Source organism: Polaribacter septentrionalilitoris (assembly GCF_009832745.1).
Lineage (GTDB): Bacteria > Bacteroidota > Bacteroidia > Flavobacteriales > Flavobacteriaceae > Polaribacter > Polaribacter septentrionalilitoris.
On sequence record NZ_VRMJ01000025.1, the window covers coordinates 298,019 to 309,896 of the forward strand.

General features: G+C 29.8%; 8 protein-coding genes. 2 read left to right on the plus strand and 6 right to left on the minus strand.

Features of this window, described 5'->3' with window-relative positions; genetic code table 11:
• Nucleotides 1-20: 20 nt before the first annotated feature.
• On the minus strand, nt 21-470 hold the full coding sequence (locus FP421_RS05910; RefSeq protein ID WP_159948530.1) for a hypothetical protein: 450 nt from the start codon (nt 468-470) through the stop codon (nt 21-23).
• A gap of 211 nt (nt 471-681) precedes the next feature.
• On the opposite strand from FP421_RS05910, the gene FP421_RS05915 reads away from it, so the two are divergent.
• Entirely contained in the window at nt 682-1,548 is an 867-nt protein-coding gene (locus tag FP421_RS05915; RefSeq protein WP_159948532.1) for an OmpA/MotB family protein, read from the plus strand.
• A gap of 49 nt (nt 1,549-1,597) precedes the next feature.
• Here FP421_RS05915 and mgrA read toward each other — a convergent pair whose 3' ends face one another.
• The 5 genes from mgrA to FP421_RS05940 all read right to left on the minus strand — a co-directional run bounded on the left by mgrA (nt 1,598) and on the right by FP421_RS05940 (nt 9,907).
• Nucleotides 1,598-2,596 (minus strand): L-glyceraldehyde 3-phosphate reductase, encoded by a 999-nt coding sequence (gene mgrA, locus FP421_RS05920; RefSeq protein WP_159948534.1) that lies wholly within the window; start codon nt 2,594-2,596, stop codon nt 1,598-1,600.
• Between the two features lie 4 nt (nt 2,597-2,600).
• Nucleotides 2,601-5,513, minus strand: a complete 2,913-nt coding sequence (locus FP421_RS05925; protein ID WP_159948536.1) for an FAD-binding and (Fe-S)-binding domain-containing protein — start codon at nt 5,511-5,513, stop codon at nt 2,601-2,603.
• A gap of 110 nt (nt 5,514-5,623) precedes the next feature.
• Nucleotides 5,624-6,412, minus strand: a complete 789-nt coding sequence (locus FP421_RS05930) for a carbonic anhydrase (protein WP_159948538.1) — start codon at nt 6,410-6,412, stop codon at nt 5,624-5,626.
• 173 nt (nt 6,413-6,585) lie between these two features.
• Nucleotides 6,586-8,382 (minus strand): DEAD/DEAH box helicase, encoded by a 1,797-nt coding sequence (locus FP421_RS05935; protein WP_159948540.1) that lies wholly within the window; start codon nt 8,380-8,382, stop codon nt 6,586-6,588.
• A gap of 133 nt (nt 8,383-8,515) precedes the next feature.
• Nucleotides 8,516-9,907, minus strand: coding sequence for a TlpA family protein disulfide reductase (locus FP421_RS05940; protein ID WP_159948542.1), 1,392 nt, complete (start codon nt 9,905-9,907; stop codon nt 8,516-8,518).
• 177 nt (nt 9,908-10,084) lie between these two features.
• Between FP421_RS05940 and FP421_RS05945 the strand changes: the two genes are divergently transcribed.
• On the plus strand, nt 10,085-11,704 hold the full coding sequence (locus tag FP421_RS05945; protein WP_159948544.1) for an ABC-F family ATP-binding cassette domain-containing protein: 1,620 nt from the start codon (nt 10,085-10,087) through the stop codon (nt 11,702-11,704).
• The last annotated feature ends 174 nt before the right edge of the window (nt 11,705-11,878 follow it).

The window sequence follows — 11,878 nt, forward strand, 5'->3', positions numbered from 1 at the left end:
AGCTCCATATGGAGCTTTTTTTATGCTGTAGCTAAAACTTTATTGTGATTTTTAAAAAACTGCATAATCACAAACGATCCAATTACAGATGAAGCCATTCCTTCTATTAATAATGTAAAAAATAGTTCTGCTAAAGTTAAATCACCACCAATCAAGAATGAACTATTCATTGTAGATAAAAACTCAGGGTTAATTAATTCAATATATCCAATTACACCAATTATAGATAATAATACAGCCACTGCAGAGGTTTGTATTCCTAAACCTAAGTTAGTTGTGTATTTTGTCTCTTTATTAGTATATATATTGGTCATTATAGCTTTACGGATACCAAATACTACAAAAAATAAATTCATAAACCTTAAATATGGATTGTTTTCTTGTCCAAAAAATTTACAGAGAAAAAAATAGCCACCAATTAAAAGGGTTATAATTACTGCATTTTTTAGAATAATTTTAGTTTGATTCATTTTGTTTGATTTATTTTTATAAATGTTAAACAAATATAAGTATTTATAATGTGTAATTATCTTAAAGAAATATTAAAGATACTGATAGTAAGTGATTTACTTTGTATTTATTTGTTTCCTGTATAAATGCTTAAACAAAAAAATAATATAATCAATGTAATAGAGTTTTAGAATTAATGTTATATTTATCACTTAATTAACCAAAAAATATATGAAAAAGGCAATTTTACCATTATCTATACTTATTATTTTAACAAGTTCTTGTGTTTCTAACAAAAAGTATGCAGCATTAGAGTCCGAATACAAAACAACTAAAAGTAACTTAAACAATTTAAAACTCAAGTTTTCGAAGATTGAGAATAGAGTGAAGTTGTATAATGAAAAAATAAACTCTTTAAAAGATGATAATGTCTCTCTACAAAAAGAAAAAAATGCAATAGATTTTAAGATGATTGATGGTGTACCTCAAGTTTCTCCAAAAGTGAGAAAAATGATGGATGCAACAATCAAAAAAATTGATCCAAAAAAATTAGCCAAAGCAAGCACATTCAAGGATACTTTAAATTTAGTAGTTTCTTATAATATATTTAAAAAAACCTTAGTTTCTAAAGAGCTTCAAAGATCAAGTGATATTAATATCGATATAGGGCAGACTGTTGTGATGATATCTGTGTCTGATAAATTATTATTTAATAAAGGTAGTTACAGGGTAAGAAAAGAAGCATTAAAGTTGATAACTAAATTGGCCGATATTATTGAATCTGAACCAAGTATGGATGTTATGATTGAGGGTCATACTGATTCTCAAACCATTAATAATAAAAGCGTACAAGACAATTGGGATTTAAGTGTAAAAAGAGCAACTTCTATTGTGAGATTATTACAAAATAAATTTGGTATTGAAGGTCATCGTTTAATTGCTTCAGGTAGAGGAGATACAATGCCTTTGTTTCCGAATACAAATAATGAAAATAGAGCAAAAAACAGAAGAACTAGAATTATAATTCTTCCAAATCTAGACAAATTCTTTGCGTTATTGGCTGAAGAAGGAGTAATAGAAACAGAAACAAAAGATTAAAGAATATTTAAATATTAAGCCCTTTTATAATTTATAAAAAGGGCTTTTTTTATTTTAGAATTTTATCAATTTTATCCAACTCAATAGTAGAAAAAGTTGTGTTTTCGGTAGCTTTTAAGCTGTCTAAAATTTGCTCAGTTTTACTAGCACCAATTAGAACGGAAGTAATTCTATCATCTTTTAAAATCCAAGAAATTGCCATTTGTGCTAAATTTTGATTTCTATTTGCAGCAATTTCGTTTAAAGCTTTAATTTTTGGTAAATGTTCTAAAACTTGGCTTGTATTTAAAAAAGGACTGTCTTTTACTGCTCTAGAGTCTTTTGGCAATCCATTTATGTATTTATTAGTCAGCATACCTTGTGCCAAAGGAGAAAAACAAATTGCTCCAACTCCAGAATTGTCTAATAAATCCAATAATCCATCTTCAATCCACCTATCAAATAGATTGTATCTGGGTTGATGAATGATACAAGGAGTTCCTAAATCTTTTAAGATTTTAAATGCTTCTGCAGCTCTTTCTGGTTGATAATTAGAAATCCCAACATATAAAGCTTTTCCTTGTCTTACAATCAAATCTAAAGCTCCCATTGTTTCTTCTAAAGGCGTATCATAATCGGGTCTATGGTGATAAAAAATATCTACATAATCCAATCCCATTCTTTGTAAACTTTGGTCTAAACTTGCTACTAAAAACTTCTTTGAGCCTAAATCACCATAAGGTCCTGGCCACATACCATAACCTGCTTTCGATGAAATAATCAATTCATCTCTGTAAGGTTTAAAATCCTTTTTTAATATTTTACCAAAGTTTTTTTCAGCAGAACCAGGAGGTGGTCCATAATTATTGGCCAAATCAAAATGAGTAATTCCATTATCAAAAGCACATTTTAAAAGGTTTCTAGCATTTTTAAAATCATCATTTGCCCCAAAATTGTGCCATAAGCCTAAAGAAAGTTCAGGTAACAATAAACCACTATTGCCTGTTCTTCTATATTTTATTTTTTCATAGCGATTTTCATCAGCTACATATTTGTTTTTTTTGCTCATAATTTTATAATAAAGCTTCTTTTAAAAGTGTAATTGGGTGCTTTGCTATACGTTTTGTACCATCAAAAATTTGATGACGACAACTGGTTCCAGCTGCAGCAATTTCTGTATCAACACTACAATTTCTTACTTTAGGGAATAACGTATCTTCACCAACTTGCATGCTTACCTTATAATGTTCTTTTTCATAACCAAAAGAACCAGCCATACCACAACAACCTGTATTTAATATGGTTACTGTATAGTTTTCTGGTAAATTTAAAATCTGAAAACTAGCATTTGTACTCGATAATGCTTTTTGATGACAATGTCCATGAATTTTAATAGCCTTAGATTCTTTTGTAAAACTGTCTTTGCTAATAGTTCCTTCTTTTATTTCGCTAGCCAAAAACTCTTCAAAAGTAAATGTATGTTTTGCTATTGTTGAAGCGGATGTTTTATCATCTGCTAATCTGATGTATTCGTCTCTAAAAGTTAATATTGCAGAAGGTTCTATACCAATTAACGGAGTTTCTTTAGAAATGATATCTTTAAAAATAGCAATATTTTTATCACAAACAGCTTTGGCTTCTTTTAAAAATCCTTTAGAAATATAGCTTCTAGCACTTTCTTCGTGATTGATAATATTGACTGTGTAGCCTAATTTTTCTAACAAATAAACAGCGTCTTTACCAATTTCTACATCATAAAAGTTGGTAAATTCATCGTTAAAAAGATAGATTTCTTTTTTAGATTGCTTTTCTTTTTTCTCAATAGCTGCATGTTTTTTATGCCAGCTATTTAATGTTTTCTTAGCTAATTTAGGAACGCTTCTTTCAACTGCAACTCCCATAGCAGATTTTGCGAATTTGGTATTTAAAACCAAGTTGGCTAAAGTAGGAGTGAGGCTACCTAATTTGTTTAGTTTGGCATTGTTTGCAAACAATTTACTTCTAAATGAATAACCATTCGTTTCTTGATATTGATATAAAAACTCAGCTTTCATTGTGGCAATATCTACATTACTTGGGCATTCAGAAGCACAGGCTTTGCAACTTAAACAAAGGTCTAAAACCTTTTTTAATTCTTTAGAATCAAATTTGTTTGCAGCTGTATTGTTGGTTAAAACCTCACGTAACATATTGGCTCTTGCACGAGTTGTATCCTTTTCATCTTTAGTAGCTCTATAACTTGGGCATAAAGTACCACCCGCTTCTACAGGTTTTCTGCAGTCTCCAGAACCATTACATTTTTCGGCTAATTTTATAATGCCTTCGCTATCCGAAAAATCTTGAATGGTTTTAATTTCGGGTTCAGTTCTGTCAATTTCATAACGTAAACTTTTATCCATTGGAAAAGCATCTGTAATTTTTCCTTTGTTAAACACGTTATTTTTATCAAATGCTTTTTTAATTCGTCTTAATAATTGATAATTGTTATCACCAATCATTAAAGGAATAAATTCTGCACGTACAATTCCATCTCCATGTTCACCAGAAAAAGAACCTTGGTATTTTTTTACCAATTCAGCAGTTTCTGTAGTTATTTTTCGAAACAAAACGACATCTTCAGATTTTTTTAAATTCAAAATCGGACGTAAGTGCAATTCTCCAGCACCTGCATGCGCATAATACACAGCATTTTGCTTGTATTTTGCCATTATTTTGGTAAATTCTTCAATATAATTTGGCAAATCTTCTAAAGCAATAGCAGTATCTTCTATACAAGCCACAGCTTTCATATCACCCACCATATTTCCTAAAGCACCCAAACCAGCTTTTCGTAAATAGTGCACTTTGGCAATATCTGCTCCGTATACTTTTGGGTGATGGTATCCAAAATTGTTTTTTTCTAAATCTTCTATTAATTTATTTGCTAAAAGTTCTGCTTCTGGTAAAGTGTTTGCAGCAACTTCTAACATTAAAACAGCTTCTGGATCTCCTTGTAAAAAGAAGCGGTTTTTTGCCAATTCACGATTGTTTTTAGTACAATCTAAAATAGTTTTATCCATCAATTCACAATTATACAAATTATGATTCATGGATGTTAATGTGGCTTTTAAACTCTCGTTAATGCTTTTAAAATGAGAGCAAACCATGATACTTTCTTTAGGAGGAATTGTATTTAATTGTAAGGTAATTGCTGTCGAAAAAGCTAGAGTACCTTCACTTCCTGCTAATAATTTAGCAACATTTATAATAGGTTCTGTACCTCCAAACAAATCTGATTTTAAAAATTCATCAACAGCATAACCAGTACATCTTCTGTGAATGGTTTCTTTAGGAAACTCTTTTTTAATTTCTTGTTGTACAAATGCTGAATTTAATTCCTTATAAATTGATTGATAAATCTGTCCTTCTAAACTATTTTCTTTGGTTTTGTTGATGAATTCTTCTGATGTAATTTCTTTAAAAGTAGCTGAAGAACCATCACTTAAAATAGCATCAATTGCCAATACTTTATCACGTGTAACTCCATATCTAATAGAGGTACTTCCAGAGGAATTGTTACCAACCATACCACCAATCATACATCTGTTAGATGTTGAAGTGTTGGGTCCAAAAAACAATCCAAAAGGTTTTAAATAAATGTTTAAAGAATCTCTTACAATTCCTGGTTGTAATTTGATGGTTTTGTTCTGCTCGTCAAAATGAATAATTTGTGTAAAATGCTTAGAAACATCTACCACAATTCCATCACCTACACATTGGCCTGCTAAAGATGTTCCTGCAGTTCTTGGTATTAAAGTGATGTTATTTTTAGTTGCAAAATCGATTAAAATCTTAATATCATTTTCATCCTTTGGAAAAGCAACTGCTAAAGGAATTTTACGATAAACAGAAGCATCTGTGGCATATAATGTTTTGTGTAAATCATCATACAAAACATCACCAAAAAGTGATTTGTGTAAGTTTTCTAAAGAAGTATTATCAATCATTATTTACTATTGAAAAGTAACTATTTATGCAAATATCTGAATAATATTTCCATTATAATAAGATGATGATAATGATTCTATATTTTTATGAAATTGTTAAAAATACTATGTTATTTTGTGTGAATATTTACATTTACAACTCTATCATGTAAAGCTTGTTCATTTCTGTAATTGTCTTTTGGCATATTCTTTTTCAGTTTTAAAACTTCATCAACAGAAACAATTATAGGTTCTTTAAAAATAATCCAATTTACACTTTCTGTACATGGAGGAGTTGTTAAAGAGCCACCATAAGAGTAAAAATCATCTTTCTCTGGGAATAAAGTTGACAAATCTAATGATTGATGTATTTCTTTAGTTTCATTTTCTTTTAGCGGTAAAAAGCTTTCAAAAAACTCAAATAACTGACTTTCTTCACCTTCTTTTGCTAAAATACCCATTACTGTATAATCGTTGTTTTTGCCTGTATGAACCAAGTGAATTTCTAACGGATAACGAACACCATTAACGGTATGTTCTGAAGGTTCATGAAAATGAATTTGTGATAAATGATAGGTATTGTTATGATATTGAATGGAATCACCAGTTTCAAAATTAAATTGAATAGAATGTCCGTTATTGATTACTTTGTTGATTTGAGTGGTAGGAGAGTAGCGAATATCTAAAGGATTTTCATTAAATTTAATAGGACTTGTATTAATATCTATAATGTTTACAGGAGATTGTCTTTGACCATCGCAATCTGAATTTTTCTCTATTTCTGCCCAGTGTTCAGGAGAAGTTTCACCTTGATAGGTCCAATGAGGGTGTGTTTCTTCTTGATGCGTTTCCTTTTTATCACTATACACTTTAAATGCGATAAGGAGAATCATAATGATTGGGAATACAAGCTTTTTCATGATTTCTTGTTTGTTTTTGAATGGATTTCTATCACAAATTTAATGGAAGTATTGAAAGTGATTTTATAACATTTATCATGTTTTATAAAAATCTAAGAAATCGGTTTCGTTGTAAAAACAAAAAAACCTTGTCAATTAAGACAAGGTTTGTAGTATATAATTTAAAGAAGGTACTAACGTTCTCTACGTCTTCTTCCAAAGCCACCAGACTTTCTGTCTCCTGAGTTTTTAGGTCTTTCAGAACGTCTATCAGATCTTTTTCTTCCACTATCAGAATTATCAGAACTTCTGCGTCTACCAAAACCACCATCTTTTTTACCAAATGGCTTTTTTCCTCTTCTTTTACCACCTCCGCCAGAACGATCTTTTTTAGTAATCTCTACATTTACTGAACGTCCATCAAAATCAGGCTGATTGGTAGCAAAAGCTTCTAGAGTTTTATCTTCAAAATTATTGTCAACTTCAAAGAAAGAAAATGTATCTAAAATATCTATAGCACCAATTTCAATTTTATCTCCGATATTTTGATCGTTGATTAAACCAATTAATTTAGCAGGATTTAATTTGTCTTTTCTACCAATATTGATAAAGAAACGACTCATATTTTCGCTAGATGATCTTCCACGAGAATTATCTCTAGAAGCTAAATCATTTAAATCTTTAGCGTTTTCATAATAAGCTAACATTGTGTTAAACTCTAATGAAACAAATTTTTGAATTAAAGCTTCTCTATCTAAATCTTTTAACTTCTCGTAAATAGTTGGTAAAAACTCATTGATTTCAGATTCATTTACCTCTGTTTTTTGCACCTTATCAATTAAATTCATTAATTGATTTTCTACAATTTCTTTACCAGAAGGTACTTTTGTCTCAATAAACTTCTGTTTAATGATTCTTTCTATAACTCTTAGTTTTCCTTTCTCTTTACCATTGACTAAAACAATAGAAATTCCTTTATTTCCAGCTCTACCAGTTCTACCACTTCTATGTGTGTAGTTTTCTATTTGATCTGGTAATTTATGATTGATAACGTGTGTTAATTCGTTTACATCTAAACCACGTGCAGCAACATCTGTAGCTACTAAAATTTGAATGGTTTTCTTACGAAATTTACCCATTACAGAATCTCTTTGAGCTTGAGATAAGTCTCCATGCAAAGCATCTGCACTATAACCATCTTTAATTAGATTGTCTGCAACCTCTTGTGTTTCTCTACGAGTTCTACAAAAAATGATAGCATAAATATCAGGGTTTAAATCTGCAATTCTTTTTAAAGCAGGGTAACGTGTTCTTTCTGTAACTGCATAATATTCATGACTTACATTTACTGATCCAGAATTTTTTTCGCCAGAAGTAATTTCAACTGGTTTTGTCATATAGTTTTTGGCAATAGCCTCAACTTCTCTTGGAAAAGTAGCAGAAAATAATAACGTTTGTTTAGTTTCTGGTGTAGCTTCTAAAACTTTATCAAGTTCTTCTTTAAAGCCCATGTTTAACATTTCATCAGCTTCATCTAAAACAAGCCATTGAACGTTTCCTAACTTTAAAGCTCTTCTGTTTATTAAATCTACAGTTCTACCTGGAGTTCCAACAACAATTTGAGATCCTTTTTTTAAAGATCTAATTTGATCTTCTATGCTAGAACCACCATATACAGTGGTTACTTTTACATTTTTTTGATATTTACTAAAATCTTTAATGTTGTTACCTATTTGAACTGCAAGTTCTCTAGTAGGTGATAAAATAATTGCTTGAACATTACTGTTTCCTTCATCTAGAAGTTCTAGTATTGGTAAACTAAAGGCAGCAGTTTTACCTGTACCAGTTTGAGCAAATGCTTTTAAATCGTCTGTAGAAGTGATGATTTGTGGAATTGCTTTTTCTTGAATAACGGTAGGTTTTTCGTAACCTAAATCCGTCAATGCTTTGTTGATAGGTTCTTTTAAACCTAATTCTAAAAATGTTGACATTACTGTGTTTTTGTGGATTCACAGAACGCCCACCTGCAAACCCGTTTATAAATCGGACTGATTTTTAATGAGTTACACTCAAAATAAAAATCGTGCAAAGGTACATTAAATTATATAGAATAATGTGACAAACTTAATGATTAATCAAATTATTTAATTCTTTGTAAACTTTTCTAGAAGAAATAGAAGCATAGCCATTTACAACTTCGCCTTTTTTATCTACAATAATTAATCTTGGCATCTTACTAGTTAGGAATTGATTGGCTTTACTAGATTTATCAATGTAAAATTGATTTTTGATATCTAATTCTGGTATTCTATCATTTGAATTACCATCAATTTTTACCTGAATAAAATGAATCTTTGGAAAATTATTGTTAAAAAACTTAATTCTCGAAGTAATATAAGTTTCTGATACGTATTCAGGATTCCAAAAGAATATAAGTGAATTTTTACCTTTTATAATATCAGAAATATCATGCTTAGAGTTGTTAAAGTCAAAAACTTTAAAACCTTTTAACTGATCTCCTTTTTTTACACTTTTACTATCTCTTAATAGAAGTCTTACATGAGTAATATCATTCTCGTTATCACTTAATTCAAAATAAGTTTGAAAAGCATCTTCATTAACATCACAGCTAGATTTTCTGTAAAAATGTTGAATTACAGTTTGTTTTAATAATGCATTTTTAGATTCTGATGAGCTAATACTTTGGTTAATTGTATTTAATAAATCAATGGTAAACCTAGAAGAATATTCATTAACCATTGGCTTATGCCCAAGTGAATATGTAGAATTGTATAAGTAATTGCTAATGTATTTTGAATATGGATAATAATACATTAAAGAGTCTTTGTTAATGTTTACTTCGTTTCTATGCGAATAGAAGTTAGTACTAATAGTAGGGAAATCACCTAGTTTAGAGTATTTAACATTTGCTACTGGATATCTCTCTATTCTTGTGTATATAGGATACATCAAGGCAATTTTTAAAATTTGATGATATCTGTTTGTTTCATTTGGATGTGTTTTTAAATACTCTTGGTAAGTTGCTTTTTTTAATTTTAATAGAGAATCCATTTTGAGTTTAAATTTTTCAGGACTCAATCTGTTAAAAGAATAAAACATTTTATTCTCTTTTTCATCCTCTAAAAAACAATCAATTAAAATATTGTTCCTATCAGCACCTTTACCAGCAAAAACTAAAGATTCATCAAAATCCCAAGTGTTTAGTCTTAACATTAAACTATCTTGAGGCTCAATATAAATATATTGATTTTCTAAGCCATGTTTAAAATGATAAAGCCCTTCTTTGGCATTCTTTATTTTACCAAGAAACTTGTTGTTATCATCCAAATAAAAAGTATCAATAACCTTATCCATAGCTAAAAGAACAACATGGTTAGATTTAGGGTTGATAATTTTACCACCAAAAAAAGTTGTTGCTTCTTTAGAATCAGAACCACAACTCACTAGAGAAGCAATTAAAAATACTAGAGAAAATTTGAATATAATTTTTGTCATATAATGGTGCTCATTAGACACCGTACAAATGTAGGAATAGAAGCAAATGTTTCTTGTTAATACGTTGTTAAAATAGTGCTAACAAAACTGATAAATATTTTATAAAAAACCGTTAAAATTCAGAGGCGAAAAGAGAAATCAAATTTGTACTTTTGCAGCAAATTTTAAAAAAGTATTATGTTATCAGTTTCTAACTTATCTGTACAATTTGGTAAACGTGTTTTGTTTGATGAAGTAAATACCAAGTTCCAAAATGGAAATTGTTATGGTATTATTGGCGCAAACGGAGCAGGAAAATCAACATTTCTAAAAATTCTTTCTGGAAAACAAGATCCAACTTCTGGTCATGTGCATTTAGAGCCAGGAAAAAGAATGTCGGTTTTAACACAAAACCATAATGAGTTTGACGATTATCCAGTATTAGAGACTGTTGTGATGGGAAATAAAGAACTCTTTGCCATTAAAAAAGAAATTGATGCTTTATATGCTGACTATACTGATGAAAATGCTGAAAAAATTGGAGAACTTCAGGTAAAATTTGAAGAAATGAATGGTTGGAATGCAGATTCTGATGCAGCAGCTTTATTGTCAAATTTGGGCATTTCAGAAGAGTTACATTACACGTTAATGAAAGATTTGGATGGAAAACAAAAAGTAAGAGTCTTATTAGCTCAAGCACTTTTTGGTAACCCTGATGTATTAATTATGGATGAGCCTACCAATGATTTAGATTTTGAAACGATTGGTTGGCTAGAAAACTTTTTAGCAAATTATGACAATTGTGTCATTGTAGTTTCGCATGATAGACACTTTTTAGATGCTGTTTGTACACATATTTCTGATATCGATTTTGGTAAAATCAATCATTTTTCTGGAAATTATACATTTTGGTATGAATCTTCTCAATTGGCAGCAAAACAAAGAGCACAACAAAACAAAAAAGCAGAAGACAAAAAGAAAGAATTAGAAGAGTTTATTCGTCGTTTTTCTGCCAATGTTGCCAAATCTAAACAAGCAACTTCTCGTAAAAAAATGATTGAGAAATTAAACGTAGAAGATATTAAACCTTCAAGTAGACGTTATCCTGCAATTATTTTTGAACGTGATAGAGAAGCTGGAGATCAAATTTTAAATATAGAAGGTTTAACCAAAGAGTTTGAAGGAGAAAAACTGTTTTCTAATGTTGATATTAATTTACAAAAAGGAGATAAAGTTGCAGTAATTTCTAGAAATTCTAGAGCAGTTACAGCATTTTATCAAGTTATCATGGGGAATAAAAAAGCAGATGCTGGCAAGTTTTCTTGGGGAGTTACCACAACACAATCTTATTTGCCTTTAGATAATTCTAGCTTTTTCCAAAATGGAGATTTAAACCTGGTAGATTGGTTAAGACAATATGCACAGACAGAAGAAGAAAGAGAAGAAGTATTTTTAAGAGGTTTCTTAGGAAAAATGATTTTCTCTGGTGAAGAAGCGTTAAAGAAAAGTAACGTCTTATCTGGAGGAGAAAAAGTACGTTGTATGTTATCTAGAATGATGATGAAAAGAGCAAATATTTTAGTGTTAGATGAACCTACAAATCACTTAGATTTAGAATCAATACAAGCATTAAACAACTCTTTAATCAACTTTAAAGGTACAGTGTTATTCACAACCCATGACCACGAATTTGCACAAACTGTTGCCAATAGAGTTATTGAGTTAACACCAAATGGAGCTATAGATAGATTGGGTAGTTTTGATGAATATTTATCTGATAAAAAAGTTAAAGAATTGAGAGATAAGATGTATTCTTAACATAAAAAAAGGGAGCTAATTAGCTAGTCATGGTCGGAAGAAATTCTGGCCATTTTTTTAGGTTTCAAAATGGTCTAAATTTCCTTCACATTTTAGAACTATCAAGGCAATAGCTAAATTTCTGAGTTCCATTTTAAATCTTCTTTTAGCGGTTTTATAGCCTATTTTGTTAGC

What these genes read in the sequence shown, in the direction of transcription:
- FP421_RS05945 (WP_159948544.1), top strand. Translation starts at nt 10,085, where the DNA reads ATGTTATCAGTTTCTAACTTATCTGTACAATTTGGTAAACGTGTTTTG.
- FP421_RS05925 (WP_159948536.1), bottom strand. Translation starts at nt 5,513, where the DNA reads ATGATTGATAATACTTCTTTAGAAAACTTACACAAATCACTTTTTGGT.
- FP421_RS05910 (WP_159948530.1), bottom strand. Translation starts at nt 470, where the DNA reads ATGAATCAAACTAAAATTATTCTAAAAAATGCAGTAATTATAACCCTT.
- FP421_RS05915 (WP_159948532.1), top strand. Translation starts at nt 682, where the DNA reads ATGAAAAAGGCAATTTTACCATTATCTATACTTATTATTTTAACAAGT.
- FP421_RS05935 (WP_159948540.1), bottom strand. Translation starts at nt 8,382, where the DNA reads ATGTCAACATTTTTAGAATTAGGTTTAAAAGAACCTATCAACAAAGCA.
- FP421_RS05940 (WP_159948542.1), bottom strand. Translation starts at nt 9,907, where the DNA reads ATGACAAAAATTATATTCAAATTTTCTCTAGTATTTTTAATTGCTTCT.
- FP421_RS05930 (WP_159948538.1), bottom strand. Translation starts at nt 6,412, where the DNA reads ATGAAAAAGCTTGTATTCCCAATCATTATGATTCTCCTTATCGCATTT.
- mgrA (WP_159948534.1), bottom strand. Translation starts at nt 2,596, where the DNA reads ATGAGCAAAAAAAACAAATATGTAGCTGATGAAAATCGCTATGAAAAA.